Origin of the sequence: Erysipelatoclostridium sp. An173, from assembly GCF_002160495.1 — a bacterium.
Taxonomy (GTDB): domain Bacteria; phylum Bacillota_I; class Bacilli_A; order Erysipelotrichales; family Coprobacillaceae; genus Thomasclavelia; species Thomasclavelia merdavium.
Window position 1 is genome coordinate 101953 of sequence record NZ_NFKR01000003.1, and the last position, 22262, is coordinate 124214.

Genomic DNA, 22262 nt, shown 5'->3' on the forward strand with positions numbered 1-22262 from the left:
TGTTTAATATATGAAAACAGTAAAATTAGGAAACACAGATATAGAAATTAGTCCAGTTGGTCTAGGGTGTATGGAATTTACCCACGCTTATGGCAAACCGATTGAAAAGCAGGAAGCAGTTAAAATAATTCTTAAGGCATATGATTTAGGATATACTTTTTTTGATACAGCTCAAAGATATACTGGAGTATATCCTGATGGAACAATTGCTTATAATGAAGAAGTTGTTGGCGAAGCTTTGAAAGATATTCGTCATAAAGTAGTTATCGCTACTAAATGTGGAATTACAATGATTGATGGTAAAAGAACTTTAGATGCAAGACCTGAAACAATTAAAAAAACATTGAATGAAAGTTTAAAAAGATTACAAACTGACTATGTAGATTTATATTATTTACATAGTATTGATCCTAATACACAAATTGAAACTGTCGCTAAAACAATGAAAGAATTATATTTAGAAGGAAAAATTAAAGCATGGGGAATTTCACAAGTGGATGAAGAAACGCTAAGAAGAGCACATAAAGTTTTTCCAGTTAGCGCAATTCAAAATAGATATTCAATGATGGCAAGAGATGAAGAAAAGATTTTTGATACTTGTAAAGAACTAGGAGTTACATTTGTAGCGTTTTCACCAATGGCGAATGGCTTTTTAACAGGCACTTATCATGGTGAAAAAATAAAAGAGGATCAAAGTGATTTTAGAAATTTAATGCCTCAATTTACTAAAGATGGCTATGAAGAATCTAAAGAACTATTATCATATCTTCAACAACTTGCAGATGAAAAACATGCTACAATGGGATAAATTTCTTTAGCATGGATGGAAAATAAAGACATAGATATTGTCCCAATTCCAGGAAGTAGAAAATTAGAACGACTAAAAGAAAATTTTGATAGTTGTAAAATAGAGCTTACTAAAGATGAAGTTAATAAAATTGATGATGTATTAAATAAGATGAAAATAGGACCAGTGTATTTAGGAGCAAAAAATAAATCTAAAAAGTAATCTATTATTAAAAGCCTCAATGTGAGGCTTTTATAAACTTAACAAATTTTCTTCAATGATATGTCGATATTGATTTAATAAAGTATTATTCTTATCATTTTGTCTGCGTATTTCATAAATCTTCATTTTTAATTCAGGAGTAGGAATACCAACTATATGTAATTACCTCTTTTCTTTATTGCTCATTGGAATTCCAATTGAAAAAGCATCAGTTTCACTAACAATCTTACTACGCAAAGAATGGTGATCAACTTCGATAGTTTTATGTGGATTAATATATTTTTGATAAGTGTCATAAGCGCCAGGTCTTTGGTTAATAAAATTAATAAATGGATAATTCCAAAGTCTTTCCTTAGAAAAATCATTTAGAATAGGATGATTTTCTCGAACATTAATTTGACAAACAGATTCCTTTAAACAATAGATTATTAAATTATGAGATAATGCAAAATCTTTAACTTGTTTTTCCATTGATGTAGGAATAATAAAATAAGCTACATCGATGATTTGCTGATATGTCTTTTCTAAAGCATCTTCTACAGCACAAAATTATAGTAATAATTCATATAATCGTATTAAAAAAGGAGCTAAAGATACTTTAAAGATTACAGTTTTATTAAGTTTAATAGTCGCTGTATTAGCACACTTTTTTAGTAGTGAATTTATGACTTTATTCGTAAATAAAAATGAACTACATATTATTTCTTTAGGAGTTCAATATATTTCTTTTACATCGTTTTGTTATTTTATTTTAGGTATAAACTTTATTGTTCGTTTTGTTTTAACCGGGGTTGGTGAATCATCAGTACCTCTTGGAGTTGGAATTCTTGAAATAATTGTTCGTTGTTTAGGAACATATTTTTTAGTTTATCCATTAGGTTTTCAAGGAATGATTTATATTAATCCATTATGTTGGGGAACTTCAATTCTATTAGTTGTTTGTCTTTATCCATATCTTTAAAAAAAAGCATTTAAAAATTATAATGTAAAAACACTATAGTTATTAATAATTAATCTATATTTCAGGGTTTAATCTAATCTTATTAAAGACAGTTTTAAATCCTTTTTTTATTAGAAAATAGTTAGTATAATTGAAATATATTGATAATCGAGAATGTAGTTAGATTGTTTATGTAATATTATCGTGGTAGAATAAAAAAAGTAGGTGAAAAGGATGAAAAAAATTAATCGTAAATCAGTATACATTGTCATTATTTTAATAGTTGCTTTAATTACAACATTGATTTATAAGGAATATCAGTCACCATCAACCCAAAATCGAGTTTTTGGAGTAACGTATATGACAATGAATAACCCTTTTTATGAAGTTATTAATAATGAATTAATAAAGGTTATTGAACAACATGAAGATCAACTTTTAGTTCGTAATCCGGCTTTAGATGTTGATAAACAAATTGAACAAATTTATTCATTCATTGATAGGCAAGTTGATGGCATTTTTATAAATCCTATTGATTCACAAAAAATCACGCCCGCATTAAAAGCGGCACATGAAGCAGGAATACCTGTTATTATAGTAGATGCTCCTGTTGAAAATCCGCGGTTAGTAGATAGTACAATAGTTTCTGATAATTATGATGCAGGCGTACAATGTGCACGTGATATGATGAAAAAAATGGATTCGGCACAAATTATGTTATTAAAGCATACAAATGTCAAATCTGCCAAAGATCGTATTGACGGTTTTTTAGATACAATTAGTGGAAATTCACAATATCAGGTTATTGATGAAGGAGAATGTGAGGGACAATTAGAATTAGCAATGCCTTTGATGGAAGAAATGCTAGATAAAAATAGCAATGTTGATGTTGTAATGGCTTTGAATGATCCTAGTGCATTGGGGGCATTAGCAGCTTTAGAATCACGCCATATTAATGATGTTATAGTTTATGGTATAGATGGGACACCAGATTTAAAGTCGTTGATTAATAGCAATGAAATGGTAGCAGGGACTGTTGCACAATCACCAATTTCAATTGGAAATATCGCTGGCAAAAAGATGTACGAATTATTGTCAGGCAAAGATATTGAAGAAGAAATTATTATTCCAGTAAATTTAATTAATAAGGAAAATATTTCCTTTTATGATGAAACGGGGTGGCAATAATGATTTATTCACATCGTAAAACATTGTCGATTTTACATAATACAATGTCAATATTAAATCTAATAATCGTTCTTTTTTACGGAACTGTGATTCTTTTAACCACTCGTTATATTATTTTATCACAATTATCAAGAGACTTTTTAGATAATATTGATTACATACCTCATCATCCTTTAAAAGTTTTTTTTGGTTCATTATTTCTTTATGGTATTTTAATTTTTATTATGTATGGTCGTAATGAGAATGTTACCACTCATAAGTATATGAATATTTTTTATAGCATTATCGAGATAATAGTAAGTTTTGCATTAATTTATAGTATATATATGGGATATAATGGAATTTTATTTTTAGTATTTTGTGATTGTATTTTTCATTTAAAAGATGGTAGATATTCTAAATGGTTCATGGTGATATTGGTTATTGTATATCTAATATCTAGTTATGATGTTTTTTCAGCAATGTTTCCAATGGTAAGTGTCAATGACTATTTTCAAGTCTATGGATCTAATATTTCTGGTGTATTTATGATTGTCAAAGCATGTTTAGAAACAATTAATATAATTTTGTTTATTAGTTTCATGATTGTTTATCTTGCAGATGAAATTCAAGAAAATGAACATATTAGTGAAGAATTAAATATGATTAATCAAGTGAATAAAGAATTACAAAATTATGCTGCAATAACTGAAAAAATAGGTGAAAATAATGAAAGAAAACGTTTGGCAAGAGAAATACATGATACTTTAGGTCATGCATTAACGGGGATTGCTGCGGGAATAGATGCTTGTTTAGCAATGATTGAAATTAATCCTCAAGCTACTAAGCAACAATTAGAGGTTATTTCTAAGGTTGTACGTCAGGGAATAAAAGATGTACGTAATTCATTAAATAAACTTCGTCCAGGAGCATTAGAAGAGCATAGTTTTAAAGAAGCTATTGAGCGGATGATAGATGAGTTTTCTAGTGTAAGCGATTTAACGATTGAACTAAATTATCAATTAAATAATATTGATTTTGAAAAAAATAAAGAGGATATCTTATTTCGTATCATTCAAGAATGTATCACTAATGCTTTAAGACATGGACATGCAACATTTGTCGGTATTGATATTTATCAGGAGATGGATTTTTTATACCTAAAGATACAAGATAACGGGGCTGGGTGTAAAAATATTAAATATGGTTTTGGATTAACTCAAATGAAAGAAAGGGTAGCTATTATCAATGGTGAAATTTATTTTGCAGGTGATAATGGATTTTTAACAATTGTCAAAATACCAATACAAAGGGGAGAAAAATATGGTGAAAGTAGTAATAGCTGATGATCAAGAATTAATAAGAGAATCACTGAAAATAGTTTTAGGGACTCACGAAGATATTCAAGTAGTTGCCACTGCAGTGGATGGATTTGAAGTATTAAAAATTTTAGAACGAGAAAAAGTAGATATTATTTTGATGGATATTAGAATGCCAGGTATGGATGGGGTATATTGTACTAAAGTTGTCAAAGAAAAATATCCTGAAACAAAAATTATTATTTTAACAACTTTTGATGATGATGATTTTGTTTTTAGCGCTTTAAAATACGGTGCTAGTGGTTATCTGTTGAAGGGAGTAGGAATGGATGAGTTATATCAAGCTATTTTAACAGTAAATAGTGGAGGAGCAATGATTAACCCGGATATTGCTACTAAAGTATTTAGTATGTTTTCAAAGATGTCGCAAAATAATTTAGCTATTCAAGTTGACGAAGAAGCTATTCAGGATATCAATCAACCTGAATGGCGAGTTATTCAGCAGGTTGCATTTGGTTTATCTAATAAAGAGATTGCTCAAAAACTCTTTTTATCAGAGGGAACAGTAAGAAATTATTTGAGTTCAATATTGTCAAAGTTAAATTTAAGAGATCGTACTCAGTTAGCTATTTGGGCTGTTCAGACCGGATTAACAACGAGGGATTTAAATAATGAATAAGAAAAAAATTATTTGTATTTTATTAGCTGTAGTATGTGTTTTATTAATTATTTGGCAACCTCAAAAAATAACATTAAAGATTGGTATTTTTGCAGGAAGTAATTGGAATGTGCCTAATGGTGATTGTTATCAAATTATTGATCAGGTTATTGAGAGATTTGAAAAAAAATATCCAATGGTTAATGTTGAATATGAAAGCGGAATTATAAAAGATGATTATTCACAATGGCTATCTTCGCAATATCTTAAAGGGGAAGAACCAGATGTATTTATGATATTAAGTGAAGATTTCAATACTTTAAGTGCTCTGGGAGCTTTAAAGGATTTGGATTATTTAATCCAGCAGGATACACAATTTAATAAAGATGATTATTATGAAAGTGCTTTGGATACGGGAAAATATCATGGTGATCAGTATGCATTACCATACGAAAGTAATCCGACATTAATGTTCGTCAATAAAACGTTGCTAAAAAATGAAAATATAGAGATTCCCGATAATAACTGGACATTAGATGATTTTTATGAAATTTGTAAACAGATTACAAAGGATACTAATAACGATGGACAAATTGATCAGTATGGTTGTTATAATTATGATTGGCTAGATTCAATTTATAGTCATGAAATTAATTTATTTGATGATGATGGAGATGAGTGTTATTTAAGCCAGGAATCTGTAAAGAGTGCTTTATCTTTTGCACAAAGATTAACGGAACTAAATCAAGGTTACACAGTTACCTCTCAGGATTTTGATACTGGTAAAGTTGCATTTGCACCAATGACTTTTGCAGAATATCGAACTTACAAACCTTATCCATATAAAGTAAAAAAATATTCACAGTTTGAATGGGATTGTGTTAAAATGCCAGGGATAACTCAAAAAACTGGAAGTGAAGTGTCATCTTTATTAATGGGAATTTCTTCACGTACCTCTTATGAAAAAAAAGCCTGGGAATTTTTAAAAATGTTAACGTATGATCAAGAATCTCAAGAAAATTTATTCCGTTATTCGCAAGGAATATCATCTTTAAAAACTGTTATCCAATCTTCAAAAGCTTTAAATATGTTGAGTGATGAAGAATTAGGAGATACACAAGTTGATTTAAGTTTATTAAATGAGGTTATGCAAAATACAATAAGTCAAAATCAATTTAGAAAATATAATTCGGCATTAAGTATGATGGATACTCAAATTCAAAACATTATGAGAAATTGGCAAGATTTAGATTTATCATTAATGTCTTTACAAAATGAAGTTAATGAATTTTTAAGAGAATAGTTTGTAACTATTCTCTTTTTTTATATGACAATTGTCATACTAATAATCTGTTGATTGTCATTAATAAAATGTGACAATAGACAGATGGAATGAATGAGTTTTATTGATAGAATTTAAGTGTCGAAAGAGGAGGGAATAAAAAATGAGATATGTAGTTATGGTCAGTCATGGTCAATTTGCAAATGGATTAAAAGATGCGCTTATGATGTTGGCAGGACAACGTGAAGATGTTATAGCTTCAGGTTTAGAAAACGGAAAAAGTGCTGATGAATTTGCACAAGATTTTGAAAAGACTATTGATTTTATCAATCAAGATGATGAAATCATTTTGCTTGGTGATTTAATAGGGGGTTCACCACTTACTACAGCAATGAATGTTATTCATGAAAAAAATATGGATGAACATTGCATCATTATTGGTGGTATGAATTTGCCATTAGCATTAACAACTGTTCTTATGAAAGACACATTAGATAAAGAAACATTTTTACAACAAGTTTTGCATGAGGGACAAACAGCTTTAAAAGAATTCAAAATTGAAAATGATGAAGACGATGATATTTAAAGGAGGAAAAAATTATGTCAGTTTCATTTATTCGTATTGATGATCGGATGATTCATGGTCAAACATGTACACGTTGGGCTCGTGAATATCCTTGTGATGGGTTAATTGCTGTTAACGATAAGGCAGCAAAAAATGATGTTCTTAAGGCCGCTTATAAAGCAGCAAGTGGAAAAAAGACATTTGTATGGACATTAGCTGATTTTGAAAAAAAGAGTCAGAAAGTATTAGATAGTGATACACGTTATTTCTTAATCACTAAAAATCCAATTGATATGTGTAAAATTTTAGTAGATCAAAATTTTAAATGTGGTATTGATACAGTTATTGTTGGACCATGCAATGATAGAGAAGGTGCAGTTAAATTGGGAAATAATCAATCAATTACTCAAGAAGAGGCAGATGCATTTGAAAAAATAGCAAAAGCTGGCTATAAAATCAAATTCGCTTTATTACCTGATGTATCAATAGGAACATGGGATGATTTTAAAGGAAAATTTGGTTATTAATAATAATATAAAAAGGAGAAGTTAATTATGGAAATTAGTTGGATTCAAGCGGCTTTGCTAGGATTATTCGCTTGTTTATCAAGTATGCCTGGTTTAGGAGGAACGTCAATCGGTAACTATACATTAGGACGACCATTAATTGGTGGTTTAGTGTGTGGTATTATTTTAGGGGATATTTATACTGGTATTTTAGTCGGGGTTGCAATGCAAGTTGTATATATTGCATTGGTTACACCTGGTGGAACAGTTTCAGCAGATGTTCGTGCAGTAAGTTATATTGGTATTCCATTAGCAATGATTGCATTGAAGAGCTATGGTTTAGATGCTGGTAGTGCTGATGGGCAAGCAATGGCTACATCTTTTGGTACAATGGTTGGAACTTTAGGAACAGTTTTATTCTATGGTACTGCAACAATCAATCTTGTTTGGCAACATATGGGATGGAAAGCTGTTGAAAACGGAAACTTTAAAAAATTATATTTAGTTAATATGGGATTACCTTGGATCTCACACATTATTTGTTCTTTTATCCCAACATTAATCATGTGTAAAATGGGGGCACCAATGGTAGATTTAATTAAGAGTTATTTACCAATGGATGGAATTGCAATGATGACTTTATTTACAGTTGGTTCTTTACTTCCATGTGTCGGAATTGCAATTTTATTAAAACAAATTGTAACTAAAGCTATTGATTTTATTCCATTTTTCTTTGGATTTACTCTAGCTGCTGCTTTAGGTATCAATCTTGTTTCTGCAACAATTATTGCTGGAATGTTTGCGTTAATTAATTACAGAATTAAAATGTTGACACTAAACAAAACGGTAGCAGTATCAGATGATGAAGATGATGAGGAGGATATTTAAAATGGATAAAAAGTTAACAAAAAAGACTCTTACAAAGTCATTTCACAATTGGTATTATGGGAATTTAACATGTTTTTCTCAAGAACATATGCAAACATTTGGATATTTGTGTTCAATGCTACCTGTTGTTGAAGAATTATATAATAAAAAAGAAGATAAAGAAAAAGCAATGAAAACTTATACAGCTTTCTTTAATACCGAACCACAAATTGGATCAGTTATTGTTGGGATGACAGCTGGACTAGAAGAAGCTCGTGCCAATGGGGAAGATGTTGACGATGAAACAATTAATGGGTTACGTGCTGGGTTAATGGGACCATTAGCAGGAATTGGAGATTCGCTAGTTGTTGGAACAGTTATACCTATTTTATTAGGGGTAGCTTTAGGAATGTCAAGCGGCGGATCACCATTAGGAGCGATATTCTATATTATTGTATGGAACTTATTTGCTTACTTTGGAATGAAATTCTTATATTTTAAAGGATACGAATTAGGTGGAAAAGCAGTTGATTTTTTAGTCGGACCACAAGGAGAAGCATTAAGAGAATCAATCACTATGTTAGGTGGTATTGTTATTGGTGCTGTAGCTGCTACATGGGTTACTGTTACTACTAATTTTACATTAACAGCTCAAGGTGCTAAAGAACCATATTTAGAATTACAAAAAACATTAGACAGTGTTTATCCAGGATTTTTAACAGCTGCATTTATTATGCTTTGCTGGTATTTATTAGCTAAAAAGAAAATGTCACCAATTAAAGTAATGTTATTATTGGTTGTTATTGCCTTTGTTGGTGTATTAATTGGATTCTTTAATCCAGGTTTACAATATTAAAAAGGAGATGAAGATATGGATGCAAAACTTAAAAATGCATATATTGCAGAAGTACAATATCAAACAAAAATGTTAAACCATTTAAAAAAATGGTTAAGAAACCTTATTATTTTTTCCTCAATATCCTTAGTTCTTGTTCTGTTTGGTGCATCCATTCATCCATTCATGCAAATACTGGGAGTTGTATTGATGATTGTTAGTATTCTTGCATGTGTTTTAGTTGGGCTTGGATATAAAAATGGGCGCAACAATATTTGTAAAATTATAGATAATATAAAATAAAAAAATGGGTTTTGTTCTTTGAGAATAAAACCCATTAAAATTTAAGGAGGACTTAAGATGAATCAAATAGTATTTAGTGATGTTGATGGAACGTTATTAAATGATCATCACGAGATTACGTTTTTAACTAGAAAAGCTATTCTTGAATTAGAAAGTAAGAAAATTCCATTTGTTATTGTTTCTGCAAGAAGTCCTTCGGGAATTTTGTCAATTTTGAAAAAATATAATATTAAAGGAACTATTATTGCATATAGTGGTGCATTAATAATTGATAGCAAATTAGACATTATTTATACTCAGAGTATGAATGTAAATTATGCAGTAAATATTATTAAATATCTTGAAAAGGAGCATTTTGATTTATCATGGTGTGTGTATTCTTTTGATCAATGGCTAGTAAAAAATTGCAATGATTCAAGAATTCAAAATGAAGAAAATATTGTTAAAGTAAAGTCACAACAAACAACAATCGATCAATTATCTCAATTAACTGCTATTCATAAGATTTTATGTATTTGTAATCCACAAAAAACATTATCAATAAAAGAAAAAATCCAGTCACATTTTAATAACTGTACTATTACTCAATCATCCAATAATTTAATAGAAATAATGGATCAAAATGTTAATAAAGGTACTGCGATAAAAAAACTATGTGAGTTATGGCAAATACCATTGGATAATACAATTGCATTTGGTGATCAGTATAATGATTTAGAAATGTTGAAGATAGTAAAATATGGGTATGCAATGAAAAATGCCCCCAAAAATATTCAAGACCAGGTAAAAAGAGTGACCTTGGACAATAACCATGATGGGATATATCATGCATTATTGAAGTTAAAAATAATTGAAAAGTAAATTAATAAAAGAAAAGAGATGAATTGTAAAATGAATTATGATAAATATCCAGAAACGAAAATTGCTGGATTTGATAAAGAAGTTTTTGGAACTTTATTAGCTATGGAAAAAGAGCTATCAACAGCAACACAGGCTGTTAATTGTCTTGTTGTAGATTGTTATCCTGGAGTAGATGATGAGGTTTTAAATTTTATTCAAGATGTTTATGAACCTAAAATATTAATTAGAAGTGAAGATATTTTTTATAATAAAGAAAAAATAAACGAATTAATGCAACCACATTTAACAAATGATAGAGTACGTGGAGTTATGTTTTATGGTGTATTAGAAGATTTTGTAGATTATGAAAAATTGAATGAAGTAAAAAAATTTCTTCAAGATAAACAGAAAATTTTAATATATGGTGTTGGTGCTAGATTAATTAGCAATGGAGATCTTTATATTTATTGCGATTTAGCAAGATGGGAAATTCAATGTCGTTATCGCCAAGGAATGCCTAATTTTAAAGCGGATAATAATGATGAGGATTCACTACGAAAAATCAAAAGAGGATTTTTTATTGAATGGCGTATAGCGGATAAATATAAAATGAAAGTATTTGAAAAAGTTGACTATTTTATTGATAGTAATAAATACGGTCATTTAAAAATGGTAACCGGCAACGCTTTAAGAAGTGGGTTAAAACAAATAGTAAAACAACCATTTAGACTTGTTCCTTATTTTGATCCCGGTGTATGGGGTGGCCAATGGATGAAAGAACATTGTGGCTTAGATCCTAAAGAAAAAAACTATGCTTGGAGTTTTGATGGTGTTCCTGAAGAAAACAGTTTATATTTAAGATATGGAAATGTTCGAATTGAAATACCAGCTATGGATTTGGTTTTATATCAGCCAGTAGAATTGTTAGGTATAAAAAATTATTGCCGCTTTGGAGCTGAATTTCCAATTCGTTTTGATTTTTTAGATACAATTGATGGTCAAAATTTAAGTTTACAAGTTCATCCTTTAACAGAATATATCAAATCACATTTTGGAATGACTTATACTCAAGATGAAAGTTATTATATATTAGATGCACAAAATCATGGTGGAGTATATCTTGGACTTAAAGAAAATATTAATCCCGAGGAAATGATTGATGACCTTAAAGTAGCACAGTTAGGTAAAAAAACATTTGATGCTGATAGGTATGTTAATTTTTTTCCAGCTAAAAAACATGATCATTTCTTGATACCGGCAGGAACAATTCATTGTTCCTCTTCAGGATGTATGGTTTTAGAAATTAGTGCTACTCCATATATATTTACATTTAAGCTATGGGATTGGAATCGGTTAGGATTGGATGGTTTTCCAAGACCAATCCATATAGAAGATGGTAAAAATAATATTCAATGGGATAGAACTACACAATGGGTAAAAAATAATCTGGTTAATAATATTGAAATTATTCATCAGGATAATGATTATTTAGAAGAAAAAACTGGTTTGCATGAGTTAGAATTTATAGAGACAAGAAGATTTACTACTAAAAAAAGGACTTATCATTCTTCAAAGAAAGGAGTACATATGCTTAATTTAGTAGATGGTTCCAGTGCTGTTATTGAAAGTCCAAATGGTGCTTTTGAACCATTTATTGTACATTATGCGGAAACATTTATTATTCCTAGTGCAGTAAACGAGTACACTATTAGACCATATAATAAAGGTGAAACAATAAAATTTATCCAGGCATATGTTAGATAATGATTAAATATATTTAGTACAAATTATTTATTAGATTCTTGTTTTTTTATGAAGAAAGATATAATTGATTGAAAAAATGTTATTATAAAAATAATATATAATAACAATTTGATATTTTATGTTAGCTATATCAAAATATTGATAGGTAATAGAAAGGTTAACAAATATGGAAAAAAATTAATCGTATGTGTTCATAATTCATGTCGTAGTCAAATAGCAGAAGTATTAGGAAAGAAATTTATGAATGACAAATATGAATTTTATTCATGTGGTACTAAGTTAAAACCGTAAATAAATCAAGATGACATTAGACTTGTTAAAGAAAAATATCAAATTGATATGGAACAAGAACAATATAGTAAATTAGTACAAGATATTCTTGATGTTGATATTACAATAAGCATGGGATGTAATATAGATTGTCCATATATAGGTAAAGAATTTGATGATAATTGGAATCTAGATGATTCAACCGGTAAAAATGATGATGAATTTATTAAAGTTATCAAGGAAATAGAAAAAAGAATAAAGAGTTTAAATTACTAAAAATGAGCTTTTAATTATAAGCTCATTTTTTATAACATAAGTGTTTGCAAAGAGTAAAGTTATATCAAAAGTGGATAATAATCTTTAAGTAAAAAAAACTAACATTATATTATTTAGAAGAATAGAGAAAAATGATCAAGTGTTAATGTAATTAAAAAACAAAGTTACACTGATGATATTTGGTGATGTTGAAATGCTATTAGAAGAAATTTATAATTAATAATAGGATGTTAAGATAAATGAAAATTAAAGGTGGTGTAATATGATTACGATATTGGTTGTAGATGACGATAAAAATACTCGTTTATTTATGAAAAGTTTATTAGAAAACGAGAATTATAATGTTGTTTTGGCTAATGATGGTAAAGATGCTTTAGAGTGTTTAGATCAAAAAGCAATTGATTTAATGATCGTTGATATTATGATGCCTAATTTTAATGGTTTCAGCTAAGCAAAAAACGATTGATCGTAAAATGGGATATTTAGTAGGAATTGATGATTATATGAGCAAACCAGTTGATGAAGAAGAGTTTATTTTAAAAATAAAAGCATTACTTCGTCGAGCTAAGATTAATGATGAACGAAAGATTCGCATTGGTGATGTGGTTTTAGATTATGACTCTTTTACGGTATCAAGAAAAGATGAAGTAGTTGAATTGCCAAAAAAGGAGTTTGAATTACTTTATAAATTACTATCTTATCCAGGAAAAATTTTTACCCGAATTCAATTAATGGATGAAATCTGTAAAGTGCTTCTTAGTGATATGCAGATATTAGCGCATATTTTAAAATATGTCGTTGATGAATTAAAAGATTTCACGGTTGAAGAGATTGTGAAGATCATCCCATCAAATATTACTCATGAACCGGTATATCCAGGTAATCGAGTAGTTAAAACAAGCAGTAATGAATCAATTATTCCTGGTGAAGGATTGCTAAGATTTGATGTTTGTTTTGAACTAGATATTTCTGAAAAAAACAGTCAAAATGGCTGTAAGATACATAGATATCGAGGCTCAAAATAGTATTTACAATACTTATGAGATAGTAACAAGAGGGATTGCTTATACAAGTAGACTGATATCTAAGCAAGTTAAAACAGTAATTGATGTTGATAATTATCAAAAACTGCAAAAAAGCTATTCAATCTGGCTGATGCTACAGGCACCGCTAAAATATGATGGAACGATCAGGACATATCATATCCAAGAAGAAGTATTATCAGGGGTAGAATTAAAAGAAAAAGGAACATACGACAAGATTAAGATAGCAACGATCTATACAAGCAGCAAACATGAAGTAAGCCAAAAATATGAAAAGAATGATGAATTATTAAGACCGGTAATGTTATTATTTGGAATGAGTGGAAGAAGTGCAAAAGAGATAAAGGAAATACTGGAAAAAGAATATGGTTTTAAAATGAGTAATGAACTAAAAGAAGGAGTGGAAAATATGTGTAACTTAGCACAGGGATTAATAGTAGAAAATCAGGCAATAGGAAGAAAAATTGGAAAAAAGAGGGGCTGATAGAAGGAAGAAAAGCTGGTAAAACAGAAGGTTTGTTAGAAGGACGAGCTAAAGAAAAATATGAAATACTAATAAATTTATTAGAACAAACCAATATTTCATTAAAGCAAGTAATGAAAATAGTTGGATTAGTAAAGGAAGAAGAAATTAAAGAAATAACAGATAAATTAATAGCTGATTTATCATTAAAAGAAGGTTATATAAATGGAAGACCAACTAATATAACAATAGAAAGAATAATTGGTTAAATAAAGAAAGCTAGTACAATGTCATTAAGTATTTAGTGATGTTATACTAGTTTTTTATTATATAGTAGATTATTAAAATATTTTAGTTTATTTCTTAATTTAGGAAATCGATTGAAGACTAAGTTAAAGAAAATAAAATAATAAGTGTAGAAAATAAAAGAGGAGGTATGAGATATGAAAAAAGCAGCGGTTTTAGTAGCACCGGGATTTGAAGAAGGTGAAACTTTAACGATCGTAGATATTATTCGTAGAGCTAATTTACAATGTGATATGTTTGGATTTGATGATGTGGTAATGGGAGGACATGAAATTCAGGTACGTTGTGATAAAAGATTAAGTGAAGAAGTTATTGATTATGATATGGTTATTTTACCTGGGGGATATGATGGAGCGGCTAATTTAAGAGATAGTAAGCTGGTTATGAAGATACTTCAGGAAATGAATGAAAAAAATAAATATATTTGTGCAATGTGTGCAGCCCCAATTGCATTGGAAAAAGCAAATCTTTTAGTAGATAAAAATTATACAGCTTATATCGGGTATGATAAAAAAATTAAGCAAGGTCATTATCTTGAAGATAAGGTAGTAATTGATGGAAATATCGTAACAAGTCGAGGACCAGCTACTGCATATGCATTTGCATATAAGCTTGTGGATTTATTAGGTGGCGATTCTTTAGCGGTTAAAAAAAGAATGGTTTATTTCAATGCGTTTAATGTAAAGGAGGATGAGTAACATGGCAAAAGTTGCTGTATTGATGGCTGAAGGTTATGAAGAAGGAGAAACATTGACAATAGTTGATTTATTAAAAAGAGCAGGGATTGAATGTAGTACCTTTAGCTTTGGTAAGGAATTTGTTAAAGGAATGCATGGTATGTATATTAAGGCCGATAAAATATTTGGTGAAGAAGTTAAAGAATATGATATGTTAGTATTACCTGGAGGGAGACCAGGTGGAGCTAATTTAAAAAATAATCCAGATGTTATTAACATGGTTCGTTATTTTAATGAAAATAATAAATATTTAGCTGCTATGTGTTCAGGAACAATTGTTTTATCCGAAGCAAAAGTCATTGAAGGAAAAAAAGTAACGGGTTATACTGGTTATGAAGATAAATTAATTGGTGGTCGATTTGTTGATGATGTAGTTGTTTTTGATCAAAATATCGTAACAAGTCAAGGACCAGCGACTCCTTATCCATTTGCATTTAAAATTGCTGAGGTTTTTGGAAAAGATGTAACGGAAATGAAAGAAAGATTAATGTATAATTTTGCTGGTGGAAAATAGAAAGTGAGTGATAGAGGATGATCTATGATAAATTACCAATTGTATTTTTAAGTACTATTGCTAGTGAAAAGAAAGATTCAACAAATAGCCAGATTGCATCATATATACTAGATCATCTTGATGAATTACAAAATATTGGCATTAAAAAGATGGCATCTGAATGTAGTGTTGCAATTAGCTCAATTTCTCGATTTTGTAAAGAAATTGGTTTAAGAGATTTTGCAGAATTAAAAGAATTATTACTGTCGACAGATTTATATTTTGAAGAACAATCTACTTTAAAATCACCTCAAGATCGTTTACATGACTATAGTAAAAAAGTTAAACAAAGTATTGAAATGGTTGAAGCTTCCATAGATATGGATGCTATAGCAGATTTATGTGATGATATTTATAAATATCAAAGGGTAGCGATTTTTGGATTATTGAAAGCAGGAGCAGTTTCTCTTAATTTACAAGGAGATTTATTAATGCTTGGAAAACAGGTATATACTAATATTTCATATCAACAGCAAATGGAATATATAATGTCCGCTAACGAAGATGATCTTATTATAATTTTTTCTTATACCGGTTCATACTTTGACTATCAAGAGATAAGAGCTTTAAAAAACAAATTAAAGATACCTAAAATCTGGTTTATTTCCAGTGAAAAGAGTGAATTTCCAACTTTTTTAGATCGAATAATTACATTTAAATCTTTACAAGATCAAAATAGTCATCCTTATCAGTTACAGTTTATTGCTAGTTTGATTGCGCAAGAGTATTCTAGAAAGCACAAGTTTAAATAACTTGTGTTTTTATATATTTTAAACAAAATTAAATACCATTTCTTAATTTAGAAAATCAATAGCTAATATAAAAGATATTAGCTATACTAAAAAAAGAAATGGAGGTAAAAAGTATATGGATAATAAAAACAATCAAAAATCAGAATCTTTTATACTTGCTAGTTTATTAGCTATTGTAGGTGGTTTTTTAGATGCTTATACATTTTGTTGTCGTGATAAAGTTTTTGCTAATGCCCAAACTGGAAATATTGTTAGAGTTGGAATTACTCTAGCCAATGGTGAATATTATAAAACGCTAAGATATTCAATTCCAATATTGGCTTTTTCGATTGGAGTATTACTTGCTATGTATATGAGAAATAAGAGTTATTCTAAATGTCATTGGCGTCAGGTAGTTTTATTTTTTGAAGCAATGATTATTGTAATTGTAAGCTTTATACCTATGAATAATATTTTAAATATTATATCAAACATACTTATTTCTTTTTTATGTGCAATGCAGGCCGAGAGTTTCCGAAAAGTTTTGGGGAAACCATTTTCATCAACTATGTGTACTGGAAATTTAAGAAGCGGGACAGAATATTTATATAATGCTTTGGCTAGTAAAGATTACAAACTACTAAAAAATATGATGCAATATCTATTGATCATTATTTCTTTTATTAGTGGAGCGTTTATAGGAGTATTGATCACTAATGCATTATTAGAAAAAGCTATTCTAATATCTTTAATACCATTATTTATTTCAATCTATATTATGTCAGATAAAATAAATTATGGTATGTAAAAATAAAATATTATTAAAATTACGCCATTATCTAATCTTTAAATAATGGAGCTTTATAAATTATAAAACGATAAGCTATCTTAACTAATTATCAAAATTAAACAAATTTTGTTTATCATTAATATTACAATTAGGTAGATGAGTAATATCATTGTTTAGTAACAAGGATAAAATATATTCAATATCTTCATCGAAAGAAATTACGTTTGTTTCATTTCCAGGCATTGGTTGAGGAAAATCTTTATTAAAGCGAATTAAATGAGCGTTTTTATATTGATATACTATTTTTTCAAAAGGATAACGAATAATACCAGGGGTATTAAACCCCACTCCTAATTCTAAAAAGACGACATTATGTTCAAGGGCATTTTTTAAAAACTGGTTATAATCATGATTTTGTTTATACCATGTTTTTGTAGTAACAAAATATTGATCTTTGTGAACATGAATATCCATTTTTCCATTACAAACTGGACAAACAGGAACAAGCGTAACTGGTATTTTACAATTTTTTGTTTGATGAACCATAGAATCAATGAGCTGATGATTATAGTATACTTTATCATGACAACCATTTTTACACTGCAAATATATATAATTACCCTGGACTTCAAAATACTTTTGCATATCAAAGCCATTAATATTAAATTGATTATCAGCATTAGTAGTAATTATAAAATATTTTTTATGTTCAATAAGTTTTAATAATTTTTGATAAACAGGGGTAGGTTTTGTATCATAAGTATTACACTTAATCATCCTTGCCCAATAAGCCCATTTTTCTTCTTCAGTTTTAAAATTATAAAAAGTACCACTATACATATCGTGGATGTTATATTGTTTTTCAAAATCATCGAAATATTGATTAAAGTGTTTACTACCATAATGAAAACCAGCTGCTTCTGATAAACCGGCTCCAGCTCCGATAATAATATAATCACTATTTGCTATTAATTCTTTTGTTTTATTGATACGTTCATTAAAATTATTCATAAATAAACCTTTTTAATATTTATAAATACGTGATTTTCTTTCTTTGATTGCAGTTTTCCCTTTTTGATAACCAACAATAATATGATAAAAAGCACGATATTTTTTAGTATCGATTTCCTTTTTTTCTAGTAGCGCTTTACCAAAGTCACTATTCATCGTTAAAGCGGCCCGTGAAATCATACAACTTCCAAGTCCCAATGCATGAGCCATTAGCATCATATTTTGACAAGCAACGCAACAATCTGCTTCACTAAAGATAAAATCTTTTGGACCTAATAAAGTAATTACTGTAGGAGCCCCATATAAGGCACTTTTAATATCAGGGTTATCTATTATACTTGGCTGTTCTTTACTTACGTATCGACCTTTGACTACGTGTGCAACTTGGCGACTGATTTTTCCTAACTGTTCATTAATTTGTTTATCTTGAGTTACCAAAAATAGTATCGATTGTCGTCCACCGGCATTTGGTGCATATAGTCCAGCTTCTAAAATCATATCAAGTTGCTGGTCGTTAATTTGTTTATCTTCAAATGTTCGATAGCTTCTACGCGTTTTTATTAATTCTAATAATTCATTTGGATTCATAATTATAACCTCCAATTTAACTATCTTAATTAGAATTTTTTATTTTGTTAAGAAGGCACTTTTTTGTGCTATAGTTACTTTTTGGTTAGAATTTAGCTATTATGCTAGATAGGATAAATAAAAAAATTTTTTATATTAATATCTATAAATGTAATAATTGACATTACATTTAAAAATATATAATATATACATAGAAAGGGGAGCTATTTATGCAAATTTCAAGTCGATTTACAATTGCAGTTCATATATTTGCGTGTATTGATACATTTGAAAAAGATCAAAAAATTACAAGTGATTTTTTATCCGCAAGCATTAACGTTAATCCAGTAATTATTAGAAAAATACTTTCTTCACTTAAAAAAAGTGGTCTTATTAATGTATTGCGAGGAACCGGTGGAACAACAATTGCTAAACCATTAGATCAAATAACTTTATTAGATATATTTCAGTCAGTAGAATGTCTTGAAGATGGTAAACTTTTTCATTTTCATGAAAATCCTAATGCCAATTGTCCAGTAGGTAAAAATATTCATAGTATTTTAGATGATAAATTATTAAGGGTTCAAAAAGCTATGGAAAATGAATTAGCCTCTATTACATTAGAAGATGTTATTAATGATACAAGGTATTATGTAAAAAATAATGGTTGAAATTAGTAATCTTAGATGATTACTTTTTTTATTTTATTAATTGTAACCATTGACATTACAACAGAATAAGATTATATTATAGATGTAATAGAAATAGTTACAATTAAAGAGGGAGCGAATATGAAAGAAAAATTGTGGACAAAAGAATACTTATTTTCACTATTATTAGTATTTGGGGTTAATATGGGATATGCCCTATTAAATTCTGTTATAGCCATTTATGGAACAGTTTTAACATCATCTAGTGTAATGGGTGGCTATATGATAACAGTATTTACGATATCAGCATTATTTGTTAGATTATTTATTAAAAAGTTAAACGAAAAATTTAGTAATAAGGTATTGTTGATATTTGGATTATGTTTAACGGTTATCGCTTCAATAGGTTATTGTCTAGCTAATGACATTGTCACTTTTCTTATTTTTAGAATGATTCATGGTTTTGGTTTTGGAATAAGTTTAACTTGTGCCACTGCTATTAGTAATGAATATGTACCTAGTTCTAGATTAAGCGAAGGGGTTGGCTTTACATTTTCTGCTAATACTATTGCTAATGCGATTGGACCAACAATTGCTTTAGAAATATTAGGTGAAAAATATACTAACTTTTTTACATTGTTTGCAGTATTATTAATTATTTCAGCTGTTATACTTGGTTTATCATTATTTGTAAAAAGTAATACAAAGGCTCAAAAAGTAAATAATGAACATCAATCATATAATGGCGTTATTATTGCTTGTGTATTCTTTTTAGCAACGTTTTGCCAAGGAGCAGTGAATAGTTTTTTAACTTCATATACAAAAGAATTGAATTTTGGCAATATTGGATTATTTTTTACACTTATGGCTATCGTAACTTTTATTTCAAGATTTTTTCAAGAAAAATACAGAATATATTTGGATTAAAAAAATTAAGTTTTATTTTATCAATAATAATGGCAGTAAGCATTGCTTTAATAGCTTTCATTCAAAATGAATTTCAACTATTTTTATTAGCGATTCCATTAGGTTTGTCAACGGGATTACTTTTTCCAATATTCAATTATCGAATTATCCAGACTGTTGATCCATCACAGTTTGCTTTTGCAACATCAATATATTATTGTGGACTTAATATTGGATATGGATTAGGAGCAGTTGTTTGGGGTTATGTTAGTCAATTCTTTGGTTATCAAGTTCTTTATGTTGTTGCTGCTTTATTGATAGTCGTAATGATTGTTTTTGATCAAATTGTTTATCAAAAAGTTAATTAAAAGCAAAAGGTATTAAGGAGGTTTAAGATGGAAATACAAGAGATACTTAACATCTTGCAAAAAGAAATTCACACCACAATAATAGCTACTGTTGATGATAAAGGAAATCCATATACATGTGCTATTGATATCATGTTAGTAGAAGATAATAAGTTGTATTTTTTAACAGCACGGGGAAAATCATTTTATCAAAGATTAATGAATAGACCATATATTGCATTAACAGGACTAAAAGGCGAAGATACTATGTCATCTGTTGCGATATCTTTACAAGGACAGGTAAGAAATATCGGTCATAATAAATTAGCGGAAATCTTTGAAAATAATGAGTACATGAAAAATATTTATCCTAGTCTTGAAGCTAGGGAGGTATTGGAAGTATTTGAAATCTATAGTTTTACTGGTGAGTACTTTGACTTAAGTCAAAAACCAATTTATCGTCAGAGTTTTGCTTTCCAAAAAGAAAGCCATGATAATAATTATTTTGTATCTAAAAGCTGTAATGGCTGTCAAAAATGTTATGATGTTTGTCCTCAACGATGCATCGATATATCTAGAATACCAGTAACAATTAAGCAGGAACACTGTTTACATTGTGGTAAATGTAAAGAAATATGTCCACAAAAAGCAATTATCCAGGTTTAATGAAAGAAAGGTGAAGTGTAATGTTTGGTCATGAGTATTTGAATTATTCACAACAATTAAAAAATCTAGCTAATCATATAAAAGAATGTGAAGCAATTATTATAGGGGCTGGATCTGGTTTATCATCAGCAGCTGGATTGACTTATTCCGGTGAACGTTTTAATAAATATTTTTCTGATTTTATTAATAAATATCATTTAACAGATATGTATTCAGCTGGCTTTTATCCTTATGAATCATTAGAAGAATATTGGGCTTACTGGTCAAGACATATTTATTATAATCGTTATATTGATGCCCCTAAAGATACTTATCAAAAACTATTACAGTTAGTTAAGGATAAAGATTATTTTGTATTGACCACTAATGTAGATCACCAGTTTCAAAAAGCCGATTTTGATAAAAAACGATTATTTTACAGCCAAGGTGATTATGGCTTATGGCAATGTTCTAAGCCTTGTCATCAAAAAACATATGATAATAAAGAAATCGTAGAAAAAATGTTATTACAACAAAAAGATTTAAAAATACCGTCATCATTAATACCATATTGTCCTAAATGTGGTGCTTTCATGACTATGAATTTAAGATGTGATCAAACCTTTGTCCAAGATGAAGGCTGGTACCAGGGACAATTTAGATATAATGATTTTATTAATAAACATAGAGATTTAAAAATAATATATTTAGAATTAGGGGTTGGTCAAAATACACCAGTAATTATTAAATACCCGTTTTGGAATTATACTAATAGTAATAAAAAAGCAACATATGTATGTATCAACTATGGTGAAAGTTTTTGTCCTGATGAGATAAAGAAACAAGCTATTTTAATCAATGGTGATATTGATCAGGTTATTAATGATTTATTATTAGAGCTGGAGGGATGAT

At 28.8% G+C, this 22262-nt stretch carries 28 protein-coding genes and 2 pseudogenes; 27 read left to right on the top strand and 3 right to left on the bottom strand.

All coding sequences use genetic code 11. The features are described from left to right. Window positions 1-10: 10 nt before the first annotated feature. A pseudogene (locus B5F09_RS02220) lies at window positions 11-1009 on the top strand (aldo/keto reductase). Window positions 1010-1171: 162 nt separating this feature from the next. Here B5F09_RS02220 and B5F09_RS15105 read toward each other — a convergent pair. Further along, window positions 1172-1480: a hypothetical protein gene (locus tag B5F09_RS15105; protein WP_239404210.1), complete on the bottom strand. Its 309-nt coding sequence runs from the start codon at window positions 1478-1480 to the stop codon at window positions 1172-1174. Between the two features lie 103 nt (window positions 1481-1583). Here B5F09_RS15105 and B5F09_RS02230 point away from each other — a divergent pair, with 103 nt between their 5' ends. From B5F09_RS02230 to B5F09_RS02325, 21 genes and pseudogenes are all read left to right on the top strand, one after another. Next, a complete protein-coding gene (locus tag B5F09_RS02230) occupies window positions 1584-1970 on the top strand; it encodes an MATE family efflux transporter (RefSeq protein WP_087371128.1) in 387 nt (128 codons plus the stop codon). Between the two features lie 213 nt (window positions 1971-2183). After that, window positions 2184-3137, top strand: coding sequence for a sugar ABC transporter substrate-binding protein (locus B5F09_RS02235; RefSeq protein WP_087371131.1), 954 nt, complete (start codon window positions 2184-2186; stop codon window positions 3135-3137). Next, window positions 3137-4462, top strand: coding sequence for a sensor histidine kinase (locus B5F09_RS02240; RefSeq protein ID WP_087371134.1), 1326 nt, complete (start codon window positions 3137-3139; stop codon window positions 4460-4462). Before B5F09_RS02235 ends, B5F09_RS02240 begins: the two co-directional genes overlap by 1 nt. Then, the gene (locus B5F09_RS02245; protein WP_087371136.1) at window positions 4440-5114 is read left to right on the top strand and encodes a response regulator transcription factor; all 675 of its coding nucleotides are present in this window, start codon (window positions 4440-4442) and stop codon (window positions 5112-5114) included. Before B5F09_RS02240 ends, B5F09_RS02245 begins: the two co-directional genes overlap by 23 nt. After that, complete coding sequence (locus B5F09_RS02250; protein WP_239404211.1) at window positions 5107-6396, top strand: ABC transporter substrate-binding protein; 1290 nt, start codon at window positions 5107-5109, stop codon at window positions 6394-6396. The genes B5F09_RS02245 and B5F09_RS02250 overlap by 8 nt, the downstream gene beginning before the upstream one ends. 142 nt (window positions 6397-6538) lie before the next feature. Further along, window positions 6539-6961 (top strand): PTS sugar transporter subunit IIA, encoded by a 423-nt coding sequence (locus B5F09_RS02255; protein ID WP_087371144.1) that lies wholly within the window; start codon window positions 6539-6541, stop codon window positions 6959-6961. Window positions 6962-6975: 14 nt separating this feature from the next. Then, window positions 6976-7467: a PTS sugar transporter subunit IIB gene (locus tag B5F09_RS02260; RefSeq protein ID WP_087299741.1), complete on the top strand. Its 492-nt coding sequence runs from the start codon at window positions 6976-6978 to the stop codon at window positions 7465-7467. Window positions 7468-7494: 27 nt separating this feature from the next. Beyond that, window positions 7495-8334 carry a PTS sugar transporter subunit IIC gene (locus B5F09_RS02265; RefSeq protein ID WP_087299739.1) on the top strand — a complete coding sequence of 280 codons (840 nt, stop codon included), beginning with the start codon at window positions 7495-7497 and terminating at the stop codon, window positions 8332-8334. 1 nt (window position 8335) lies between these two features. Continuing rightward, window positions 8336-9169, top strand: coding sequence for a PTS system mannose/fructose/sorbose family transporter subunit IID (locus B5F09_RS02270; RefSeq protein WP_087371147.1), 834 nt, complete (start codon window positions 8336-8338; stop codon window positions 9167-9169). Window positions 9170-9184: 15 nt separating this feature from the next. After that, window positions 9185-9451: a hypothetical protein gene (locus B5F09_RS02275; protein WP_087299735.1), complete on the top strand. Its 267-nt coding sequence runs from the start codon at window positions 9185-9187 to the stop codon at window positions 9449-9451. Between the two features lie 57 nt (window positions 9452-9508). Next, window positions 9509-10312: a Cof-type HAD-IIB family hydrolase gene (locus tag B5F09_RS02280; RefSeq protein ID WP_087371150.1), complete on the top strand. Its 804-nt coding sequence runs from the start codon at window positions 9509-9511 to the stop codon at window positions 10310-10312. A gap of 30 nt (window positions 10313-10342) precedes the next feature. Next, window positions 10343-12055 (top strand): class I mannose-6-phosphate isomerase, encoded by a 1713-nt coding sequence (locus B5F09_RS02285; RefSeq protein ID WP_087371153.1) that lies wholly within the window; start codon window positions 10343-10345, stop codon window positions 12053-12055. A 141-nt stretch (window positions 12056-12196) separates the two neighbouring features. Beyond that, window positions 12197-12601: pseudogene (locus tag B5F09_RS02290) on the top strand (arsenate reductase ArsC). 262 nt (window positions 12602-12863) lie between these two features. Beyond that, a complete protein-coding gene (locus B5F09_RS15110; protein ID WP_239404212.1) occupies window positions 12864-13052 on the top strand; it encodes a response regulator transcription factor in 189 nt (62 codons plus the stop codon). Then, complete coding sequence (locus B5F09_RS02295; RefSeq protein WP_239404213.1) at window positions 13039-13626, top strand: response regulator transcription factor; 588 nt, start codon at window positions 13039-13041, stop codon at window positions 13624-13626. The genes B5F09_RS15110 and B5F09_RS02295 overlap by 14 nt, the downstream gene beginning before the upstream one ends. After that, entirely contained in the window at window positions 13589-14128 is a 540-nt protein-coding gene (locus B5F09_RS02300) for a hypothetical protein (protein WP_087371156.1), read from the top strand. Before B5F09_RS02295 ends, B5F09_RS02300 begins: the two co-directional genes overlap by 38 nt. Window positions 14129-14160: 32 nt before the next feature. Then, window positions 14161-14376, top strand: a complete 216-nt coding sequence (locus B5F09_RS02305) for a hypothetical protein (RefSeq protein ID WP_087371160.1) — start codon at window positions 14161-14163, stop codon at window positions 14374-14376. Between the two features lie 174 nt (window positions 14377-14550). Next, window positions 14551-15111, top strand: a complete 561-nt coding sequence (locus B5F09_RS02310) for a DJ-1 family glyoxalase III (RefSeq protein ID WP_087371162.1) — start codon at window positions 14551-14553, stop codon at window positions 15109-15111. Between the two features lies 1 nt (window position 15112). Next, on the top strand, window positions 15113-15664 hold the full coding sequence (locus B5F09_RS02315) for a DJ-1 family glyoxalase III (RefSeq protein WP_087371166.1): 552 nt from the start codon (window positions 15113-15115) through the stop codon (window positions 15662-15664). Between the two features lie 17 nt (window positions 15665-15681). After that, window positions 15682-16455, top strand: a complete 774-nt coding sequence (locus tag B5F09_RS02320; protein ID WP_087371168.1) for a MurR/RpiR family transcriptional regulator — start codon at window positions 15682-15684, stop codon at window positions 16453-16455. Between the two features lie 115 nt (window positions 16456-16570). Further along, window positions 16571-17242 carry a YoaK family protein gene (locus B5F09_RS02325; protein WP_087371171.1) on the top strand — a complete coding sequence of 224 codons (672 nt, stop codon included), beginning with the start codon at window positions 16571-16573 and terminating at the stop codon, window positions 17240-17242. Window positions 17243-17326: 84 nt separating this feature from the next. On the opposite strand, the gene B5F09_RS02330 is transcribed toward B5F09_RS02325, so the two are convergent. Both B5F09_RS02330 and B5F09_RS02335 read right to left on the bottom strand, forming a co-directional pair. After that, window positions 17327-18235 (bottom strand): Sir2 silent information regulator family NAD-dependent deacetylase, encoded by a 909-nt coding sequence (locus tag B5F09_RS02330; RefSeq protein WP_204215177.1) that lies wholly within the window; start codon window positions 18233-18235, stop codon window positions 17327-17329. Between the two features lie 12 nt (window positions 18236-18247). Continuing rightward, window positions 18248-18823, bottom strand: a complete 576-nt coding sequence (locus B5F09_RS02335) for a nitroreductase family protein (protein ID WP_087371174.1) — start codon at window positions 18821-18823, stop codon at window positions 18248-18250. Window positions 18824-19032: 209 nt separating this feature from the next. Between B5F09_RS02335 and B5F09_RS02340 the strand changes: the two genes are divergently transcribed. From B5F09_RS02340 to B5F09_RS02360, 5 genes are all read left to right on the top strand, one after another. Further along, a complete protein-coding gene (locus B5F09_RS02340) occupies window positions 19033-19473 on the top strand; it encodes an Rrf2 family transcriptional regulator (RefSeq protein WP_087371177.1) in 441 nt (146 codons plus the stop codon). A gap of 120 nt (window positions 19474-19593) precedes the next feature. After that, a complete protein-coding gene (locus tag B5F09_RS02345) occupies window positions 19594-20379 on the top strand; it encodes an MFS transporter (RefSeq protein WP_087371179.1) in 786 nt (261 codons plus the stop codon). A gap of 14 nt (window positions 20380-20393) precedes the next feature. Next, window positions 20394-20726: an MFS transporter gene (locus B5F09_RS02350; protein WP_343283895.1), complete on the top strand. Its 333-nt coding sequence runs from the start codon at window positions 20394-20396 to the stop codon at window positions 20724-20726. A 27-nt stretch (window positions 20727-20753) separates the two neighbouring features. Then, window positions 20754-21371 (top strand): 4Fe-4S binding protein, encoded by a 618-nt coding sequence (locus B5F09_RS02355; protein WP_087371185.1) that lies wholly within the window; start codon window positions 20754-20756, stop codon window positions 21369-21371. 20 nt (window positions 21372-21391) lie between these two features. Further along, the gene (locus B5F09_RS02360) at window positions 21392-22261 is read left to right on the top strand and encodes a Sir2 silent information regulator family NAD-dependent deacetylase (protein ID WP_087371190.1); all 870 of its coding nucleotides are present in this window, start codon (window positions 21392-21394) and stop codon (window positions 22259-22261) included. Window position 22262 lies beyond the last annotated feature (1 nt).